This is a genomic window from Marinobacterium rhizophilum, from assembly GCF_024397915.1.
Lineage (GTDB): Bacteria > Pseudomonadota > Gammaproteobacteria > Pseudomonadales > Balneatricaceae > Marinobacterium_A > Marinobacterium_A rhizophilum_A.
On sequence record NZ_CP073347.1, the window covers coordinates 16,015 to 36,109 of the forward strand.

At 58.4% G+C, this 20,095-nt stretch carries 19 protein-coding genes; 6 read left to right on the forward strand and 13 right to left on the reverse strand.

The annotated features are described in order from the left end of the window. Position 1: 1 nt before the first annotated feature. The 6 genes from KDW95_RS00075 to KDW95_RS00100 all read right to left on the reverse strand — a co-directional run bounded on the left by KDW95_RS00075 (position 2) and on the right by KDW95_RS00100 (position 6,544). Positions 2-943, reverse strand: a complete 942-nt coding sequence (locus tag KDW95_RS00075) for a tagatose kinase (RefSeq protein WP_255854182.1) — start codon at positions 941-943, stop codon at positions 2-4. 4 nt (positions 944-947) lie between these two features. Further along, complete coding sequence (locus KDW95_RS00080) at positions 948-1,919, reverse strand: ABC transporter permease (RefSeq protein WP_255854183.1); 972 nt, start codon at positions 1,917-1,919, stop codon at positions 948-950. Next, positions 1,916-3,427 carry a sugar ABC transporter ATP-binding protein gene (locus KDW95_RS00085; protein WP_255854184.1) on the reverse strand — a complete coding sequence of 504 codons (1,512 nt, stop codon included), beginning with the start codon at positions 3,425-3,427 and terminating at the stop codon, positions 1,916-1,918. Before KDW95_RS00085 ends, KDW95_RS00080 begins: the two co-directional genes overlap by 4 nt. A gap of 80 nt (positions 3,428-3,507) precedes the next feature. Then, positions 3,508-4,398, reverse strand: a complete 891-nt coding sequence (locus tag KDW95_RS00090) for a substrate-binding domain-containing protein (RefSeq protein ID WP_255854185.1) — start codon at positions 4,396-4,398, stop codon at positions 3,508-3,510. A gap of 451 nt (positions 4,399-4,849) precedes the next feature. Beyond that, complete coding sequence (locus tag KDW95_RS00095; RefSeq protein WP_255854186.1) at positions 4,850-5,236, reverse strand: ester cyclase; 387 nt, start codon at positions 5,234-5,236, stop codon at positions 4,850-4,852. Positions 5,237-5,389: 153 nt separating this feature from the next. Next, a complete protein-coding gene (locus tag KDW95_RS00100) occupies positions 5,390-6,544 on the reverse strand; it encodes a mechanosensitive ion channel family protein (RefSeq protein WP_255854187.1) in 1,155 nt (384 codons plus the stop codon). Positions 6,545-6,897: 353 nt separating this feature from the next. Between KDW95_RS00100 and KDW95_RS00105 the strand changes: the two genes are divergently transcribed. After that, a complete protein-coding gene (locus KDW95_RS00105) occupies positions 6,898-7,251 on the forward strand; it encodes a DUF1428 domain-containing protein (protein ID WP_255854188.1) in 354 nt (117 codons plus the stop codon). 200 nt (positions 7,252-7,451) lie between these two features. Here the strand turns inward: KDW95_RS00105 and KDW95_RS00110 are convergent, their stop codons facing one another. Beyond that, a complete protein-coding gene (locus KDW95_RS00110; RefSeq protein ID WP_255854189.1) occupies positions 7,452-7,952 on the reverse strand; it encodes a lactoylglutathione lyase family protein in 501 nt (166 codons plus the stop codon). Positions 7,953-8,046: 94 nt separating this feature from the next. Here KDW95_RS00110 and KDW95_RS00115 point away from each other — a divergent pair, with 94 nt between their 5' ends. From KDW95_RS00115 to katG, 3 genes are all read left to right on the forward strand, one after another. Then, positions 8,047-8,916 carry a LysR family transcriptional regulator gene (locus KDW95_RS00115; protein WP_255854190.1) on the forward strand — a complete coding sequence of 290 codons (870 nt, stop codon included), beginning with the start codon at positions 8,047-8,049 and terminating at the stop codon, positions 8,914-8,916. Positions 8,917-9,038: 122 nt separating this feature from the next. Then, entirely contained in the window at positions 9,039-9,566 is a 528-nt protein-coding gene (locus KDW95_RS00120; protein ID WP_255854191.1) for a YcnI family protein, read from the forward strand. Positions 9,567-9,741: 175 nt separating this feature from the next. Beyond that, positions 9,742-11,976 carry a catalase/peroxidase HPI gene (katG, locus tag KDW95_RS00125; protein ID WP_370646655.1) on the forward strand — a complete coding sequence of 745 codons (2,235 nt, stop codon included), beginning with the start codon at positions 9,742-9,744 and terminating at the stop codon, positions 11,974-11,976. Positions 11,977-12,183: 207 nt separating this feature from the next. Here the strand turns inward: katG and KDW95_RS00130 are convergent, their stop codons facing one another. After that, entirely contained in the window at positions 12,184-13,779 is a 1,596-nt protein-coding gene (locus KDW95_RS00130) for an isocitrate lyase (protein WP_255854192.1), read from the reverse strand. A gap of 176 nt (positions 13,780-13,955) precedes the next feature. Between KDW95_RS00130 and KDW95_RS00135 the strand changes: the two genes are divergently transcribed. Together KDW95_RS00135 and KDW95_RS00140 are read left to right on the forward strand one after the other, a co-directional pair. Next, positions 13,956-14,906 carry a LysR family transcriptional regulator gene (locus KDW95_RS00135; protein WP_255854193.1) on the forward strand — a complete coding sequence of 317 codons (951 nt, stop codon included), beginning with the start codon at positions 13,956-13,958 and terminating at the stop codon, positions 14,904-14,906. A 42-nt stretch (positions 14,907-14,948) separates the two neighbouring features. Beyond that, the gene (locus KDW95_RS00140; RefSeq protein ID WP_255854194.1) at positions 14,949-16,562 is read left to right on the forward strand and encodes an MFS transporter; all 1,614 of its coding nucleotides are present in this window, start codon (positions 14,949-14,951) and stop codon (positions 16,560-16,562) included. Positions 16,563-16,633: 71 nt separating this feature from the next. Here the strand turns inward: KDW95_RS00140 and tpx are convergent, their stop codons facing one another. The 5 genes from tpx to KDW95_RS00165 all read right to left on the reverse strand — a co-directional run bounded on the left by tpx (position 16,634) and on the right by KDW95_RS00165 (position 20,003). Beyond that, positions 16,634-17,125: a thiol peroxidase gene (gene tpx, locus KDW95_RS00145; protein WP_255854195.1), complete on the reverse strand. Its 492-nt coding sequence runs from the start codon at positions 17,123-17,125 to the stop codon at positions 16,634-16,636. 100 nt (positions 17,126-17,225) lie between these two features. Continuing rightward, positions 17,226-17,855, reverse strand: coding sequence for a 2-hydroxychromene-2-carboxylate isomerase (locus tag KDW95_RS00150; RefSeq protein ID WP_255854196.1), 630 nt, complete (start codon positions 17,853-17,855; stop codon positions 17,226-17,228). A 216-nt stretch (positions 17,856-18,071) separates the two neighbouring features. Then, positions 18,072-18,635 (reverse strand): hypothetical protein, encoded by a 564-nt coding sequence (locus KDW95_RS00155; RefSeq protein ID WP_255854197.1) that lies wholly within the window; start codon positions 18,633-18,635, stop codon positions 18,072-18,074. A 256-nt stretch (positions 18,636-18,891) separates the two neighbouring features. Continuing rightward, positions 18,892-19,542: a peroxiredoxin-like family protein gene (locus tag KDW95_RS00160; RefSeq protein ID WP_255854198.1), complete on the reverse strand. Its 651-nt coding sequence runs from the start codon at positions 19,540-19,542 to the stop codon at positions 18,892-18,894. A 269-nt stretch (positions 19,543-19,811) separates the two neighbouring features. After that, complete coding sequence (locus tag KDW95_RS00165; RefSeq protein ID WP_370646656.1) at positions 19,812-20,003, reverse strand: CreA family protein; 192 nt, start codon at positions 20,001-20,003, stop codon at positions 19,812-19,814. Positions 20,004-20,095: the final 92 nt, after the last annotated feature.

The window sequence follows — 20,095 nt, forward strand, 5'->3', positions numbered from 1 at the left end:
TTCAGTCCTCCAGAGCGTGAAGAAAGTTGTCGAGTTCGGCGCGGCTGGAAGTGCCTTCCATCGGCCCCAGTTGGGTTACGGCCCGTGCCCCGGCGGCATTGGCGTAGCGAAGCGCCATTTGCGCGCTGGCACCTGCGAGCCAGAAGCTAAGAAAAGCCCCGCCGAAAGAGTCACCTGCGCCGGTTGGGTCTGTTTCGGTAACCTGCATGGGGGAGGCGTCGTATCGTTCTCCGTTTTCGAACAGGCTTGCACCCTCTGAGCCGCGCTTGACGACGATGCTGCGAATGCCGCGACGCAAAAGATCCTGAATAGCGGCCGCTTCGTCACGGCTATCGGAAAACAGGAAGACTTCATCACCCGAGGGCATGAAAAGGTCGGTCATCGATAAAATCCTCTCAAGCGCGGGTCGCAGTCCTGGCCTATTGAGGATTTCCGGCCGCAGGTTGGGGTCCAGTGACAAGGATCCCCCCCGGGCTTTTATTTTTTCGGCGGCATCGATAATCATGCCTCTGAGACCGGGTGCGGATAGCGCCGAGCCCATGACATGCAAATGGTCGCAGTGGTCAACCAGCTTTTCGGATGCCGCGGTGCGGGAGATTTGACCACAGGCGCTATGCTGAATATTGAAGATGAAAGCGCGGCTGCCATCCTCCCGATACCGGACAAAGGCACTGCCGGTGCACTCGCCGGGTGCAATGGATATGCCCGATACATCGACTCCGTCTGCGCGCAGCCTTTCAATATTTAGCTGTCCGAAATCGTCATCTCCCACGCGGGATACGATTGCACAGGGTGTTCCGAGCTTGCCGAGCTGATCAATGAAGATCGCCGGGGCGCCGGACGGGAAGGGTCCAACGAGCGGCTGTGCAGAACGGAACCCATGCCCCTTGGTCGTCGCCACGATCTCAACGAGGATTTCTCCTATAGTCAGAACTTTTTTCATGTTATTAGCCTTTCTGTCGCTTGGAGCGCACGTCCAGCCAAACCGCGATAAGGATGACGAGGCCCTTGACGATCAACTGATAGAAATAGGGTACGGAAAGCATATTCATGCCGTTGTTCAACACACCGATAATCAAGGCGCCAATCAGGGTCCCGACCATGGTACCCACACCGCCGGCAAGGCTTGTCCCACCCAAAACGGCGGCGGCAATGGCATCGAGTTCATAACTCATGCCGGCGTTGGTCTGGGCCGAGTAAAGGCGGGACGACAGCAAGATGCCGGCCACGGCTGCCATGGTGCCGGACAGGGTGAAGATCATGATTTTCAGCTTGTCGACCTTGATACCGGAATAACGGGCGGCTTCACGATTACCACCGGTCAGATAGGTTCGGCGGCCAAAGGTCGTGCGTGATAGCAGAATATGATTCACAAGAAACAGCACGGCCACGATCCAGATAATGATGGGTATGCCCATAAAGCTGTCGCTGCCGATGGCCGTCCAGGTGTCATCCATGATCATTTCCGGCGCGCCGTTGGTGGGCAGGCTCACCAGGCCGCGATAGATCCCCATGGTTGCCACGGTTACGATAAAGGAAGGCAGCAGAAATTTGGCAGTCAGTACGCCATTCAGCATACCCATGGCGGCACCGGCGAGCAGCGTCACGGCAAGTGACGGGCCAAAGCCCCAGCCGAGGGCGAGTACCTGGGCGCCCACCATTCCCGCCACGGCGATGATCGAACCAATGGAAAGGTCTATTTCACCGAGCAGAATAACCCAGGTCATTCCGAACGCGGCAATAGCGATCACGGCAACCTGCTGCAGAATATTGGTGAAATTCGGCACGGTCATGAAGCGCTCGTTCATGACCGAAAAAATGACGCAGACAATAACAAATGACAGCAGTATGCCGCCAAATTGACGCAAAAGGTTTTGCGCCGACGAATAACGGGCGCTGACGGTAGAAACCTGATTCATGATGATGTTCCTGTTGCATAGGCCATGACGCGCTCTGGCGTCAGTGTTGATACTTCGGCCGTGTTTGTAATGCGTCCCTCGGACATAACGACGACACGATCCGCCAGTCCCAGTACTTCCGGCAGCTCGGAAGAGACAAGAATAACGGCGGTGCCATCGGCGGCCAGTTGGCGAATAATGCGGTAGATCTCGAACTTGGCGCCGACATCCACGCCCCGGGTCGGCTCATCCAGAATGAGAACCCGTGGTTTGGTGGTGAGCCATTTGGCGAATACGATCTTTTGCTGATTGCCGCCCGAGAGCGTACCGGCTACCGTCTCCAGCGAGGCTGTGCGCACGCCCAGACGCTCGACTTGATCAGCGGCCACGACCTGTTCGGCCTGACTGCGCATGAATCCCGAGCGGCTGGAGAATTGATCGAGGGAAGCCATTGTCATGTTGGGTTTCACGGCTGCGCCGAGTACCAGTCCTTCCTCTTTTCGGTTCTCGGTGACAAAGCCGATACCCGATGCAATGGCATCGACCGGCGAGCGAAATGCCACGTCGTGCCCATCAAGGCAGATCCGGCCGCTCGCACTGCGCATTCCAAAGAGGGTGTTCATGATTTCTGAACGCCCGGAACCGATGAGGCCGAAGAAACCCAGGATCTCGCCTGGGTGGAGTTCGAAATGGATGTCTTCAAATTCACCTGTCCGGGCAAGACCTTCCACCGAGAGCACGGGAGCGATTGCATCCGCGGGTGGGGGGGAAAGGCGAGGTGGGTAGATTTCATCCATCGTGCGTCCAACCATCAAGGCAATCAGTGCTTCAATGCTTGTCTTGTCGCGCTCCAGTGTCGTGATGTATTCGCCGTCCCGAATAATGGTGATGTCATCCGAGATCCGCATGATCTCTTCCATCCGGTGGGAGATGTAAATAACGGCCGTGCCGCGAGCAGTCAGTTCCTGGATAATGCGGAAAAGAATTTCCGCCTCAGAATCCGACAGCGATGAGGTCGGTTCATCCAGGATAACGACTCGGGCCGGATGGCTAAGTCCCTTGGCTATTTCCACCAGTTGGCGTTGTGCAATTGAGAGCTCGCCCACCCGTGCGGTCACATCAATCGGCAAGCCCAGGCGCTTGACGAGCGCACTAGCGTCGTTTAACAGTTTGCGGCTATTGATAAAACCCATGCGCGCGGGCTCACGGGTCGCGAGAATGTTCTCGGCCACCGTGAGGTTATTGCAAAGGCTTAATTCCTGAAAAACGATAGACAGGCCCTGTGCCGCGGCTTCGCGGGGAGACTGCGGGTTATAAATTTTACCATCCAGTGTTATCTTGCCTTCGGTCGCAGAAAATACACCCGCCAGGATTTTCATGAGTGTTGATTTGCCGGCGCCATTTTCTCCAAGCAGCGTGTGCACTCGTCCCCGGCGGACGGTTAAATCCATCTGCTTGAGAGCGACAACCGGGCCAAATGTTTTGCGAACGTTCGCCAGCGTTAGAATCGTATCTTCTGTTTGTGTCACAGCCCAATACCCTCATAAACCCGCGCTGCTTCTCTTGCCTTCGGCTTTGGAAGCACGCGGGTTGTGGCACAGTGAATTTCTTATTGACCGGTATAAACACCCGGAACGATGGGCTGCTCAGAGGGCACGGTCTGGCCGGCAATGACCTGAATCGCGGTATCGACTGCTGTCTTGCCCAGCATATTGGGGAACTGCTGAATAACGCCGACCATGACCGGATTGCTGTCGACCGCGGTGCGGGCTTCTTCCATGCCGTCAAAGCCGATGACCTTGACCTGATCCTCAAGGCCTGAGGACTTCACGGCGACGGCAGCTGCCAGTGCCGCGTCATCGCCAAAGCCAAAAATCCCGCTGATGTCAGGGTTGGCCTGCAGCATGTTCTGCGCAGCGGCGAGTGCTTCGGCACGGGTAATGCCTGTCTGCTGGGCAACGATTTCGATTTCAGGGAACGCCTCGAGTGCCTTTTTAAAGCCCTCGATCCGGGAGACGACCGACTGAACGGTCGGATAGTCAATAATGGCAACCTGGCCCTTGCCATTCAGTACCTTGGCCATCAGTTCGCCAGCCTTGATGCCGCCGGTGTAGTTGTCGGTGCCGATGTGGGAAACAACATTGGAACCTACCGCTGGAACATCAACGGTAATTACCTTGACCCCAGCTTTCTCTGCCTTGGCAATCGCGGCGCGCACGCCCAGGCTGTCGACGGGCGATATCACGATGACATCGACGCCCTTCACAATGAAATCCTCAACATCGGAAAGCTGCTTGTTGAGGTCCTGATTTGCAATTGCCACTTCGAGCGACACCTGCTTGGCCGTCGCTTCGTTTTTCATTGCATCGGCAAGCTCGATGTAAAACGGGTGTTGCTGGGTGAGTAGCGAGGCACCGATACCTTCGGCTGATACTGCGCCGGCTAGAAGAGCCAGGGCGGAACCTGTAAGAATTGTTGTTATTTTGCGCTTGATGGTCATGTATTGCTCCAAACGGATAAATTCTCAGGGGTGGTTTCGCTTCACCCGCGTGTTGAATGCTTCCATGCAAGGGTAATGTGTCCTCATGGCCAAGCTAGGATCGCTAAAAAATTTACTCGAGTCAATTTATTTTTTTCTTCGAGTTTATTTATGGCGATCGGACTGGCTTTGGGGTGGTCTGTGAGCTGTAAATTCTGCGTTCTGTGGGTGACGGCTCCCCGCTACAGCCAGCGGATCTGACTCTGGGCAAGCTCCGCTGGCGGCCGGTAATGCGCTAGCAGGCCGGGGAAGCTTCGCTGTCGCGACAAGGAGTATCAATTTCGCTCGGTGTAGCAGGGGAGAGTGGGTGCAGCAGAGCAGGTTTTCGGAGGCTGGCGAACCCGGCCGCGCCTGTATCAATAGGCCGGACTATAGCCGCGTTATGAAACCTTATACGGCGTACATTTGCGCGCTAAAGCTGAGCTTCTATGGCGGCCTTGTCGATAATCGACGATACCCGAAAGATCTTCTTGTCCTTGAATTCGTAGAATACATTCTCGGCAAAGGACAGGTTCTTGCCGTTTACCTGCAGACCAAGGAATGTTGCCCTTGGTGTGCAGTCGAATTGCAGTCGGCTGGCGATATATGGTGGATCGGATATCAGCAACTCAACGTTGAAATAAAGATCCGGAATTTCACGGAAGTCTCTTTGCAGCCTGTCGCGATAACCGGATAGCCCGATCTGGTGGCCGTTATGGCACACACGATCATGCACGAACCGTTCCAGTTGCGGCCAGTCCTGCCGGTTAAGGCAGGCGATGTAGTTCTGGTAAATATGTGCGAGGCCTGCCTTGTCCATCGGGAATGCTCCTGGGCTGAATGGCTACCGTAGCCTAGATGGACGTGGCCCTGAGCCGGGGTTGCCGCTTTCCAAAAGCGAAGCAGGGTGCGGACATTTCCACCGGCCCCGTCACGGCTTACGAATTACGAATCACGAATAACGAATAACGCATCACTCTTTAACCTGCGGGTTAATCGCAGGCCACTGCTTGATATACAGATCCTGCTTGGCGTAGGGGATTTCCACGCCGTGCTGCCCGAACAGCTTGTAAATCGCCACGTTCAGGTCGTGGGAGATACGGCCCCGGTCCTGGGGATGGCGGATCCAGCACATCAGGTTGTAATTCAGGCTCGAGGCGCCAAAGCTCCGCATCCGCACCCTGGGCTCCGGCGAGCGACAGACTTCGGGGTGGTCCAGGCCGGCCTGCATCAGCAGCGCGTATACCTGGTCGACATCCGAGCCGTAGGCAACACCGACCACGATGCGGATCCTGACATTTTGCGGTCCGCCGCTTTCGTTGATGATCTTGGCATTGGCGATCACGCCGTTGGGAATGGTGATTTCGACATCGTCCCGGGTCAGCAGGCGGGTGCTGCGCAGGCCGATGGCGCAGACCTTGCCACGCTCGCCGCTATCGAGGTTGATGTAGTCGCCGATCTTGTAGGGGGCGTCGGCGACGATAAAGAAGCCGGAAAACAGGTTGGCCAGGGTGTCCTTGGCCGCGAAACCCACGGCGATGCCGACAATACCGGCAGACGCCAGCCAGCCCACCGGGTTGATGCCCCAGATCAGCAGCAGGATGTAGCTGCCGATCATGATGATGACAAGCTTGCTGGTCAGGTCGAACAGCGGCACGGTTTTGCTGTCGACGAGCTTGAAGCGGTTCTCGCCGCTCAGGGCTTCGAGCAACAGGGTGGATATCCGAAACGCCGCCGTCATCCAGCTGACGGTAATCAGCGAAAACAGCAGGTTGACGATGGCATTGCCCAGCGGCATGTTGACGACGCTGACGGCCAGGGACAGGCCAAAAAAGAACACCGTGACGAACACCGGCTTGCGCAGGTACTGCAGCGCGGTGTCGTCAACCGGCGAGTGGTGCAGGCCGAGCAGGCGCCCGACAACCTGGGTCAGCAGGGAGCGAAAGCACAGGCCCAGGATGTAGAACAGCAGTGCGATCAGCAGGAACCCCAGTATCGGGTACTGCGATACCAGTTCCCAGGCGGGCAGTACCGAGTCCGGCATATAGTCACGGCTTTCGCGCAGCAGCTCATTGATCGAAAATTCAGCCACACTCGCGGGCGTTTCCTGGGTCACGTTTTCTGGCATCTTGTGCTCTCTGGATGGCGACGGTGTGTTGTGAGGTTAGGTATTTAAAAGATCAGAGCTGCGTTCTTTCAGCCGGTCAGCCAACGGTATCGTTCGGCGGGATTCTACAGCACTAAGGATACCGAAACGAAGCAAGTTGCGGTGGCTCACTGCAAGATGTGCAGCTCCAGGGCGGTAATGGTCGTCACTATTTGCTCGCCGCGCGGTTGCTGCTGCTAATCTCAATTCAGGCATTTATAACGGCGGCATTGGCCCAGTGCTACAGCTGACTGGCCACGTTGCCAGCATGCCTGGACGGGCTCTTCAGTCGAGCCTTTTCTGGGGCGAAACAAGGCTAACTTCAGGAGGTTGTTATGGATTACGTTGACGGTTTCGTGGTTGCCGTACCACGGGAGAACAAGGACAAATATACTGAGCTTTCCCGCAATGTCGCAGCGGTATTCAAAAAGCACGGAGCCCTGAGTCTGGTCGAATGCTGGGGCGATGACGTACCCGAGGGCAAGGTAACGTCTTTTCCGATGGCGGTGCAGTGCAAGGAAGACGAAACAGTGGTGTTTTCCTGGATAACATGGCCATCAAGATCTGTCAGGGATCAAGGGATGGAAAAAGCCATGGCTGATCCGCTGTTTGCAAAGCAGGATGAGCCCATGCCGTTTGACGGCAAGCGAATGATCTTCGGTGGCTTTCAGATGATCGTAAGCGAGTAGACAGCGTTGCCTGTATCAGGCCCGCGGGATCCGTAGCCGGGGTGCCGGCCGGGCAGAGGCAGGGCAAAAGGAGGCTCAGGCTCCGCGATTGTCCGGCAGGCTGCCGGCCTGGCGCTCTTCCCGCGGCGTTTTACCGTACTGCTTTTTGTAGCAACGTGAAAAGTAGGAGGTGCCCAGAGGTGTTTGCAGGGCCGCGGCGGCTAGTAAGCCCCCGCGCTGTAAATTAGCTCGTAGCTGTGGCTGTAGATTTCCAGGATGTTGCCGAACGGGTCTTCCATGTAGATCATGCGATAGGGCTTTTCGCCGGGATAGTAGTAGCGTGGTTTCTCCATGCGCTTCTTGCCGCCGGCGGCAACGATGCGTTCTGCCAGTTCTTCCACGTTCGGGTCCTGCACGCAGAAATGGAAGATGCCCGTTTTCCAGTATTCGAAGTTGTCCTGCGGGTTTTCCTGGTTCTTGAACTCGAACAGCTCGACTCCAATGCGGTCGCCGGTGGACAGGTGGGCGATCTTAAAACGCTCCCAGCCGGCCCCGAAGACATCGGTACACATCTCGCCAATGGCGCTGTTATCTTCGGTAATCTCGGTTGGCTCCATGATCAGGTACCAGCCCAGTACCTGGGTATAGAATTCAACGGCCTTATCCAGGTGCGGCACCGATATGCCGATGTGGGAGAAGGTTCGCGGGTAAGTGTTGCTCATGGCCTGTCTTCCTGTGTTGAGGTCGGAGACAGGTTACAAAGCCGTTGTTATTACGTAAAATTATCATTTGTCATTATTGTAAGTATGATATTTGATGATAAACCCGATCTGGTTACGCAGTTTTTGCACCCTGGTTGAAGTTGGACATTTCACCCGTACCGCGGAACGCCTGCACATGACGCAGTCTGGCGTCAGCCAGCACGTACACAAACTGGAAGATCAACTGGGGCAGCCGCTTCTGGCCCGCCAGGGCAAGCAGTTCACGCTGACGGATGCAGGTGAGCGGCTGTATCGCGGCGCCCGCGACATTATCCAGTCACTGTCGGATCTGGAGCAGCAGGTGGGAATGGACCCGGCGCATGAAGGTGTGGTGCGGGTCATGTCACCGGGGAGTCTCGGGCTCAAGCTGTATCCCCAGCTGCTGGCGCTGCAACAGCAGCATGCAAAGCTGGTGATTGACTACCGGTTTGCACCCAACGGGGATGTGGAAAAGGCGGTTGCCAGGCAGAGTGCGGATATCGGCTTCATGACACGTCGATCAAGCCTGGAAGAGGTGGGTTGTGATCCGGTTGCCGAGGAGGCCCTGGTGCTGGTCACCCCGGCCGGGGTGGCCGACCCGGGCTGGGAACAGCTGCAGGCGCTTGGCTTTATCGACCATCCCGATGGCGACCACCATGCCGGGTTGCTGCTCAGTGCCAATTACGCCGAATTCCAGCACAGCAGCCAGTTTGCGCAGGTGGGGTTTTCCAACCAGATCAACCTGATTCTTGAACCGGTCAGCATGGGGCTGGGCTTCACGGTACTGCCGGCCCATGCTGTCGAGTCATTCAAGAAGCCGCAAAGTGTCCGGGCTTTTCAGCTGCCACATCCGGTCAGCGAGACGCTGTATCTCTGCACCCGCCGCAACAAGGCCGTGCCCAACCGAGTGAGCACGGTGATCGCCGAGGCTAAAAAGTGCCTTTGAGAGCATGCTGACGGGGGCCTGTGCCCGCCGTAGTTCGCGCAGCCGTGCGACATCATGTCGCCTGTTCAATGTCTGGCGTTGCATTAACATGACCGGACTTTCCACCTGGAGTGAACACACGGATGAAAACAGGCTACTCGATGGCCCTGCTGGCCCTTGCAACAGTCGCACTGACCCCCAACGCCCTGGCCCATGCGTCGCTGGAGACAAAAGCCGCGCCGGCGGGCAGCCACTACAAGGCCGTGATCAGGATTGGTCATGGCTGTGACGGCGCCGCGACCCATACCCTGCGGGTCCAGCTGCCGCCAGAAATGCACCAGAGCAAGCCCATGCCAAAGCCCGGCTGGGAGCTGCAGCGGGTGCAGCAAAAGCTGGATGCCCCCTATGATTACGACGGCCAGAGCGTAACGGAAGACGCCCGTGAGCTGGTCTGGAGCGGCGGCAGCCTGCCGGATGACTACTACGATGAATTCGTCTTCACCACGGTGCTGGCGGGAGAGATCGGTCAGACGCTGTACGTGAAAGCCATTCAGGAGTGCGACGGCGCACAGGTGCGCTGGGAGCAGATCCCCGCTGAGGGACAGAGTTCCCACGATCTCGCCTTTCCCGCGCCTGGCGTCAGGCTTGAGGGCAGGGCGCACCATCACTGAGATGACCCCGAAAATTTAACTATCGCACCGATCAAGACAAGCAATTTCAGGCAATGCGGCGCAGTTGGTATACCTTGTTAAGGCGCAGCAGTAACGGGGCGGCTCATACAAGCCAGGCGCCTGTCGCCAACCGGGCTGTGCCGTTTGCCTGTCCAAGTCTTAACCGGAGATAGCCATGAGTGACACGAACAAGAATGCGGGGGCCGCTGGAAAGTGCCCGGTCATGCACGGGGCGCACACCCGGCAGGGTGGCAGCGGCACAGCCAACCGCCACTGGTGGCCGAACCAGCTGAACCTCAGGATACTGCACCAGAACCCTCCGCAAACAAGCCCGCTGGGCGACGACTTCAATTACGCAGATGCCTTTCGCACACTGGACCTTGGCGCGGTAAAAGCCGACCTGCAGGCATTGATGACCGACTCCCAGGACTGGTGGCCGGCGGACTATGGCCACTACGGCCCCCTCTTTATCCGAATGGCCTGGCACAGCGCCGGCACCTACCGTATCGGTGATGGCCGTGGTGGCGCCGGCAGTGGCTCCCAGCGATTTGCACCGCTGAACAGCTGGCCGGACAACGGTAACCTCGACAAGGCCCGCCGTCTGCTCTGGCCCATCAAGCGGAAGTATGGCAACAAGCTGTCCTGGGCCGACCTGATGATCCTTGCCGGTAATGTCGCGCTGGAATCCATGGGTTTCAAAACCTTCGGTTTTGGGGGTGGCCGTGCCGATATCTGGGAACCGGAAGAGGATATCTACTGGGGCGCCGAGGAGGAATGGCTGGCCACGAGCGACAAGCCCAACAGCCGCTATGCCGGTGAGCGCGAACTTGAAAATCCCCTGGCCGCCGTGCAGATGGGGCTGATTTACGTCAACCCGGAAGGCCCGGATGGCAACCCGGACCCGCTCGCCTCGGCCCGTGATATTCGTGAGACCTTTGCCCGCATGGCGATGGATGACTACGAAACGGTGGCACTGACCGCCGGTGGTCATACCTTCGGCAAAACCCACGGTGCGGGCAACCCGGATACCCATGTCGGCCCGGAACCCGAAGCCGCGCCGCTGGAAGAGATGGGCCTGGGCTGGAAAAACAGCATGGGCACAGGCAGGGGGGAACATACCATCACCAGCGGCCTGGAAGGTGCCTGGACGCCGACACCAACCCAGTGGGACATGAGCTATTTCGATACCCTGCTAGGACACGAGTGGGAGCTGACCAAGAGCCCGGCCGGCGCCCAGCAATGGACGCCCAAAGGCGATAGCGCAAAAGGCACGGTGCCGGATGCCCACAATCCTGACCGGCGTCATGCGCCGATGATGACGACCGCCGACATGGCCATGCGGGAAGATCCGGCGTATCGCCGGATATCCGAGCACTTCCATGCCAACCCGCAGGAATTTGCCGACGCGTTCGCACGGGCCTGGTACAAGCTGACACACCGCGACATGGGGCCCATTGCCCGCTATCTGGGGCCGGAAGTACCGGCACAGGCGCTGATCTGGCAGGACCCGGTACCGGCGGTGGATCACGCCCTGGTTAATGACCAGGACATTGCCGATCTCAAGGCCAGGGTGCTGGCATCGGGCCTGTCGGTATCCGAACTGGTTGCCACGGCTTGGGCCTCGGCGTCTACCTTCCGGGGTTCGGACAAGCGCGGTGGTGCCAACGGCGCCCGTATCCGGCTGGCACCGCAGAAGGACTGGGACGTCAACCAGCCGGCGCAGCTGAACAAGGTGCTGCAGGCACTGGAAGCTGTCCGGCAGGCGTTCAATGCGGCCCAGTCCGGCGGGAAAAAGGTGTCGCTGGCCGATGTGATCGTACTGGCCGGTGCCGCGGCGATAGAGCAGGCCGCCAGGGATGCCGGCCACAGTATCGAGGTGCCTTTTGCCCCCGGCCGTACCGATGCCACCCAGGAGCAGACCGACGTGCAATCCTTCGAGCCGCTCAAGCCCGAAGCGGACGGGTTTCGCAACTACCGCCGCGCCCGCTTCAGCGTCTCGGATGAGGAAATGCTGCTGGATCGGGCTCAGTTGCTGCAACTGAGCGCGCCGCAAATGACGGCGCTCGTCGGCGGCCTGCGGGTACTGGATGCCAACTATGGCCAGGCCCAGGAGGGCGTGTTCACCCAGCGACCGGGCACGCTGAGCAACGACTTCTTCGTCAACCTGCTCGACATGGGCACCGACTGGAAACCGGTGTCGGAGGATGCCGACCTCTTCGAAGGCCGTGACCGCAAGACCGGCAAGGTGAAGTGGACCGCCACGCGGGTGGACCTGGTATTCGGCTCCAACTCCCAGCTGCGCGCCCTTGCCGAAGTCTATGCGCAGGAAGACGCCAAAGAGCGCTTTGTGGCCGATTTTGTCGGCGCCTGGAACAGGGTCATGAACGCGGACCGTTTCGACCTGGCCTGATCCCGAGGGCTCTCTCGCGGTGCCAGGGCGGCGTTGCAACTCAGCTTGCAACGCCGCTTTTGTTTTCTGCGCGCCCGTCAGGCCGCACACAAAAAAGGGGGCGAACTTGCGTTCGCCCCCGGGTCATGTGCACTGGGTAAGTGCTGATGAAACTTGCTACATGCCAGAACACACCCCGGACACATTCTGTGCCGGGGCTGTAGGGTTTTAGCCGAACTGGTTCATGGTGTTGTCTTTACCACCGGCCTTCAGCGCGGCTTCACCGGCGAAGTATTCCTTGTGGTTGTCACCAATGTCGGAGCCGGCCATGTTCTGGTGCTTGACACAGGCGATGCCCTGACGCAGTTCCTGACGCTGAACACCCTTGACGTAGGCCAGCATGCCTTCGGCACCGAAGTAGCCCTTGGCCAGGTTGTCGGTAGACAGCGCGGCGGTGTGGTAGGTCGGCAGCGTGATCAGGTGGTGGAAGATGCCGGCTTGTGCCGCGGCGTCGCGCTGGAAGGTACGGATCTTCTCGTCGGCAACCTGGGCCAGTTCGGTGTCATCGTACTCAACGCTCATCAGGTTGGCACGGTCGTAGGCGCTCACGTCCTGGCCGGTTTCAGCCATGGTATCGAATACCTGCTGGCGGAAGTTCAGCGTCCAGTTGAAGGACGGGCTGTTGTTGTACACCAGCTTGGCATTGGGCACGACTTCGCGGATACGGTTGACCATGGCCGCGATCTGGCCGACGTGGGGCTTCTCGGTTTCGATCCACAGCAGGTCGGCACCGTTCTGCAAGGAGGTGATGCAGTCCAGTACGCAGCGGTCTTCGCCGGTGCCTTTCTTGAACTGGAACAGGTTGCTCGGCAGACGCTTGGGACGCAGCAGCTTGCCGTTGCGGTTCAGGACCACGTCGCCGTTTTTCATGTCGGCGGTGGAGACTTCTTCGCAGTCCAGGAAGGCGTTGTACTGGTCGCCCAGGTCGCCCGGCTCGTTGGTCACGGCGATCTGCTTGGTCAGGCCGGCACCCAGGGAGTCGGTACGGGCAACGATAACGCCATCGTCGATACCCAGCTCAAGGAAGGCGTAGCGAACGGCGTTGATCTTGGCCAGGAAGTCGGCGTGGGGCACGGTGACCTTGCCGTCCTGGTGGCCGCACTGCTTCTCGTCGGACACCTGGTTCTCGAGCTGGATGCAGCAGGCACCGGCTTCGATCATTTTCTTGGCCAGCAGGTAAGTGGCTTCCGGGTTACCGAAACCGGCGTCGATATCGGCAATGATCGGCACGATATGGGTTTCGTGGTTGTCGATCTTGGCCTGTACTTCAGCTTCCAGGGCGCTGTCGCCGGCTTCGCGGGCGGCGTCCAGATCCGTGAACAGCAGGTCCAGTTCGCGGGAGTCGGCCTGGCGCAGGAAGGTGTAGAGTTCTTCGATCAGGGCTGCGACCGAGGTTTTTTCGTGCATGGACTGGTCAGGCAGCGGTCCGAACTCGGAGCGCAGGGCGGCAACCATCCAGCCGGACAGGTAGAGGTAGCGCTTGCTGGTGCTGCCGTGGTGTTTCTTGATGGCGATCATTTTCTGCTGGCCGATAAAACCGTGCCAGCAACCCAGGGACTGCGTGTAAGAGGCGTTGTCGGCATCGTAGTCAGCCATGTCCTGACGCATGATTGCCGCAGTGTACTTGGCAATGTCCAGACCGGTCTTGAAGCGGTTCTGGGCCTTCATGCGGGCAGCGGATTCAGGGTTGATGGCGTTCCATGTGTTGCCCTGAGCGGCACGAAGGTTGGCGATAGCGTCGATGTCTTTGTTGTAGTCTGACATTTTGATCCCTCGGAGTCCTGACAGCCGGTTGCAAGGCTGTATGAGTTGGCTTACGAAATCCATAGTATGTGGATTGACTTTATAATTGAAATAAATGGATTCTATTTGTAACATTCATCCAGTGAATATTTGCCTGAGATCCCCATCTTGACTGACTTTGTACAGGTTAAATCGCAATGAACCTGGAACGCCTTGACCTTAATTTACTGGTTTACTTCGACGTTTTGCTGCGTGAGCGCAACGTCACCCGCGCCGCCAGCCTGCTGGGCATTACGCAGCCGGCGATGAGCAACGGCCTGCGCCGCCTGCGCGATACCTTTAACGACCCGCTGCTGGTGCGTACCAGTGAGGGCATGCTGCCCACCGAGCGGGCGCTGGCGCTGCAGCCCATGATACGCCAGGCCCTGGCCACAATAGAACTGGCGGTGGAGCCCAGCGTGCAATTCGATGCCCGCAGCAGCGACCGGGTGTTTCGCATTATGACGAGCGATTATGGCGAATCGACGCTGATTCCGTTACTGCTCGACCGCCTGAAGGATGACGCCCCCGGCGTGGTGCTGGATATCCTGACCCCCAGCGACATGAGCTTTACGGATGTGGAGCAGGGCCATGTGGACCTGGTGATCAACCGTTTCGACAGCATGCCCCAGGCGTTTCACCAGGTAACCCTGTGGCGTGACAGTTTTTCCTGCCTGTTCAGTGCCGACAACCCCATTGCCGCCGATTTCAACCTGCAAACCTACCTTGAAGCCAGTCATGTCTGGGTCAGCAAGACCGGCATGGGGGCGAGTCTTGGCATTACGCCCCAGGATACCAAGCGCCTGGGCTGGGTGGACGAGGCGCTCAAGCGTATCGGCCATCAGCGGCATATCTCGGTGTTTACGCGCCATTACCAGTCGGCGGTGCACATGGCGCAGCAGAAAAACCTGGTGGTGACGATTCCGGCCCGTGCCGCCCAGGTCAAGCGCCGTGACTCGCGCCTGATCATGCGACCGCCACCGTTCGATATCCCGATGTTCGAGCTGAAAATGGCCTGGAGCCCGCTGCTGCAGCACAACAGCGCCCATGAATGGATACGCCGTCTGGTGGTGGATGTGGCCCAGAACAGCAGTGCGGACGGCCGCTAACCCCGGCCGGGTGCCGCCAGCAGACCTGCGAGGATTACCGAGGTGACTGCCAACACAGCCAAGACAAAATCCAGGCCGGGATCGGCCTGGGCGCCACTGCGCCATCCGGTGTTTCGCATGCTCTGGTGCGCCTGGATGGCGGCCAACCTGTGCATGTGGATGAACGATGTTGCCGCGGCCTGGCTGATGCTGTCGTTAAGCGACAAGCCGGTGATGGTGGCGCTGGTGCAGGCGGCGGCGACATTGCCGGTGTTTCTGCTGGGGGCGCCCAGCGGTGCCCTGGCCGATATCCTGGATCGGCGGCGCTACTTCATTGCCACCCAGGTGTGGGTGGCCTGTGTCGCGGCCGTGCTCTGCCTGGTGGCGCTGTTCGGGCAACTGACGCCTACACTGCTGTTGCTGCTGACCTTTGCCAACGGTATTGGCCTGGCGATGCGCTGGCCGGTGTTTTCCGCGCTGCTGCCCGAGCTCGTGCCGCGGGAGGAGCTGGGCCGGGCGATGGCGTTGAACGGGGTGGCCATGAATGGCGCCCGGGTCATCGGCCCCATGATCGCCGGCGCGGTCATTGCTGCGGGCGGCACCGCCTTTGTGTTTCTGCTCAATGCCGTGCTGTCGGTGCTGGTGGCCGTGGCGCTGCTGCGCTGGCGCCGCGAGCGCAAGGCCAGTGCCTTGCCGGCGGAGCGCTTTTTCGGCGCCATGCGGGTGGGGTTTCAGTATGTGCGCCAGTCGCCGGAAATGCATGCGGTACTGCTGCGTGCGGCCACCTTCTTCATGTTTTCCGTCGCCTCGATCGCGTTGCTGCCGCTGGTGGCCAAACAGCTGCCGGGCGGCAATGCCCGTACCTATACGCTGATGCTGGCGACCATCGGTGTGGGGGCGATCCTGGCCGCTGCACTGCTACCGCGCTTGCGTCAGCACTTTGGGCGCAGCGAGATGGTGAACTACGGGTCCTTGGCCAATGCGCTGGTCACCCTGCTGCTGGCGTTTGCCCCCAACATCGGTGTGGCCATGGTGGCGCTGCTGCTGGCGGGGCTGTCCTGGCTGGCCACGGCCAATTCCCTGTCGATCAGCGTGCAGATGGTACTGCCCGACTGGGTGCGGGCGCGGGGCATGTCGGTGTACCAGATGGCGGTGATGGGTGGCACCGCGGCCGGTGCCGCCCTGTGGGGACAGGTGGCGACGCTGGCGGATACGCGTACCAGCCTGGCGGTGTCGGCGCTCTGCGCCATGCTGGCGCTGGTGGTGCTGTGCCGCGTGCGGATCGAGAGCGCCGGTGCGCGGGATTTGACCCCCAACCAGTTCTGGAGCGAGCCCGAGCTGGCGATGCCGCTGGCGCCCCGGCAGGGGCCGATCATGACGCAGATTGAATACTGTATCGATGTGGCGCGGGTGGAGGAATTCATGCAGCTGATGCAGGAAAGCCGCCGCATGCGACTGCGCAACGGTGCCCTGTCCTGGGAGCTGTTCCAGGATGCAGCGGCCCCGAGCCGTTTTATCGAGTATTTCGTGGATGGCTCCTGGGTGGAGCACCTGCGCCAGCACGAGCGCGTAACGGCCCATGACCGGGCTATCTGGGAACAGAAGCTGGGCTTCCACCTGGGCGACAGCGCCCCGAAAATTTCACACCATATCGCTCGGCGGGTAAAGCGCAGCTAGCAGCAGTACAAGCGCGTTATGCCCGCCGGGTTTCAAACCGGACTCACAGCGTCCGGTTTGTGCAGGGGCTGTTACAGGGCCTGAAGTGCCGCGTCGTAGTTCGGTTCGTCGGCGATTTCGCTCACCTGTTCGGCGTGCAGGACCTTGCCGTTCTCATCAATCACGACAACAGCGCGGGCCAGGATACCGGCCAGCGGGCCCGTGGTGATGGTCTGGCCGTAGGCGGCACCGAAATCGGAGCGAAAGCTCGATGCGGCGGCAACCTTGTCGATGCCTTCAGCGCCGCAGAAGCGGGCCGCGGCGAAGGGCAGGTCGGCGGAGACGCAGAGTACATTGACGCCAGTGTCTGCTGCGCGCTTGTTGAAGGTACGCACGGATGTGGCGCAGGTCGGGGTATCGACGGACGGGAAGATATTGAGTACCAGCTTGCTGCCACGGTAGTCACTCAGGCTGGCTTCGCTCAGGTCGGTTTTTACCAGGGTGAAATCCGGTGCCTGGCTGCCTACAGCCGGCAGGTTGCCGCTGGTTTCAACCGGATTGCCTTTCAGGGTAATGGTAGCCATGTGTTACGTCCTGTGTTTTAAACATGAGGGTTCAAGAGCCCACTGAGGATACCACCTGCAGCAGGGCTTGGAACAGCGCGCCGGGGCAACAGCAGGGGGCTTACGCCGGCCTGCTGTCCTGTCTGCCGGACAGGGTTTCAGCCAGGGCATCGGCCAGCAGTTCAAGGCGATCCTGGCCCCAGAATTGCTCACCGTTGAGCACATAGGCGGGCGCGCCGAGGATGCCCTGGGCCAGGGCCTGTTCGGTGTTCTGGTCGTAGGTGGCAGAGGTCGCGTCGGAGCCGGCAGCGGCGAGAATGGCATCGGCATCAAAACCGCAGGCTTTCAGGCTTTCGCTAACCACGCTGCTGTCAGAGATTCGCTTGTCGTCGACCCAGCAGGCGGCCATGATGCGGCCGGCGAATTCGGCCGGATCTTGCCGGGCAGCCAGCAGCGCAATCACGCAGCTGTCGGCCAGGGCCGGATCGGATGGGAAAAATTTGGGTTGCAGGTTCAGCGCCAGTCCACGCTTCTTCGCCCAGCGCCTGAGCTCCACCAGGCGGTAGTCGCGCCGGCTTTGCGGACGTTCGCCCAGCGGTTTTGCCCCGGATTGTGCGAACACGGGCCCCAGGCGTATCGGCAGAAAGTTGACCTGAGCGCCGGCGGTGGCGGCGGTTTTCAGCAGCAGGTCGTGACCGATGAAGGTAAAAGGCGATATGCAGGTGAAGTAGTAGTCGATCTTTGCAGTCATGGGAGCCTCGGGATATGACCTGGATGGAGTCTGTGATGCCTATACTAGAAGACCTGATCGCAAAATTGTTCTGTTGATCAAGATTAATAGTCCGAAATGAAAAACCATGTTCAAAAGTCCGGCTGCAGGCCTCGGCACTCACCGATGCTACCGACCTCGCCGTCAGCCTGGTGTTGCTGGCCGATATCGGTGGCCAGCGGATTAACGAGGTTCTTATCAGCCCGACTTCTTCCCGTAGACATACAGAGTAGCGCTGATAGCGGCAAAAAATACCAGGTGCAACACAAACTTTACATCCAGGCTGAAGTTTACACTTGGCAGCTGGCTAAATTGAATGTTTTGAAAGGAAACCAGTTGTACGATAGCGGCATTGGCCGGTGGTGCTATGACCGTCGTCAGCCATGAAAAGGCCAGGGTAAACAGTGCAACAAGCTCCAGCCGCATAGTTTTCAAGATAACGATACCACTCAACAAACCATAGAAAACAGATACGGCTAAATGAGCCACCCAGGCGATGGCTATGGCAGCGGTGCCATTCCAGTTACCCAGCTTCTGGTATGCTGCAGCATGTCGACTTGTTAATGTATCCATGCCGAAGAAGGGCTGAATGACTATAAATACAATGCCCATCACTGCACCGAGAATTCCGGCCATGAACAGGAGTTGCATATCTTGTGGTTTATTTGGTGAAGCATTGACAGCCGGCTTGATACCTTCTCTGGAAGGTTGTTTTTTATCGTTTGAAGACCCTGAAGAAATATCGTTATAAGTGTCAGGCATGGATTTATATTAGTCCTGTTTCTAGTGCTAAAGTTTATCTGGCGGCACGCAATTCAGGCACCGTTTGGTGTCGATACACGCGGCCTGCAAGCTGATATAATCGTGATTCGTTAAATAGTAAAATGACGGGTGCGAAACGCTACCTGTATTGACACCCATCATAGTTAAATATCGCTATCGTCAATCATTATCATGGGTATCATCAATACGCATGCGATGATCAGAAATCCCTGATGGCTTTAAGCAGAGCGTACGTTTAAGATAACTTTTTCAATGCCTCGATAATATCGTCTGGCTCTGAGCGTGTTCGGTAATCAACATCAACATAGCGCCAGGTGACAACCCCGTCCCGCCCTATGATAAATGTGGCGGGAATTGGCAATATATTACGGTTGCCGTTATTTATGGCTTCAAGGTCTAGCTGCCGATCCACTCGCATGTGTTCCAAAAGAAATTCGGGAACTTCCCATGCAACGCCATATTTCGACGCGACCTTTGCATCCTGGTCAGATAATACAAGGAAGTCCAGTTCACTCATTTCGTCTTTTGTCATTGATCCATCAGGCATTTGTGGGCTGATGGCAACCAGTTCCGCCCCCAGCGCATGAATATCGCTCAAGCGCGCTTGCAAGGCTTTAAGTTGCAAGTTGCAGTACGGGCACCAGCTACCTCGATAAAATGTGACAACCAGGGGGCCTTTTGCCAATAGATCAACCAGCGAAACTAATTTGCCTTCTGGATCAGGCAGTTCGAATCCGGGTGCTTTTTGGTTAAGCGCAATAGCATCGCCACCTTGCTGGAAGGCTTTGGCCTGAGCAATGATGTCGTCAACGCCCTGCATGAAATCAGGCTTGGACTGGCGCATCTGTTCAACCTTGGCGCTGGTGTGTTCTTTCAAGCTTTTCATGACCTTCCTTTCCTTTTTGATTATTCAGCCGACTGACGCGGGCGAAGCAGCAGGGCAATCTCAAGCGCTAGATACCAAAGCCGTGGTGTGACTGCGCCAGCAGGTGCTTTGAGGCTTGGGGCCCTGCTCTGGTAGTGCAGGCCAAGCGTGCGCATTGATCGCTTGTCTTGAATGATCGTTCAAGTAAGGGCTTAATCCTAGTTGCAGCCTGGCTGGCAGTCAAGCTAAAAGTGAACGACCGTTCAAGTACGCCCGGTCGGTGTGCGGCGTTACTGTGCCGTGCCCGTAGGTCTGTAGGCCTGGGTACCCCAGGGCGGAACCGTGGGGAGGCTGTGCTTGAAGCTGCCGGACGTTGCCTTGGTGGAGTAGGACAGGTACATCAGTGTCTGGGTGTCGGCATCGAAGATGCGGCGGATCTTCACGGTCTTGAAGAAGACGCTCTTGACCTTATCACTGTTCAAATTTCCTGATCCTTTGCCTCAAAATGTTCCGGTTTTTTGCGCCTCTGGCGGTGCCTATAGTGGTTCCATCACAAAGGGCAGCAGCGTGCGGC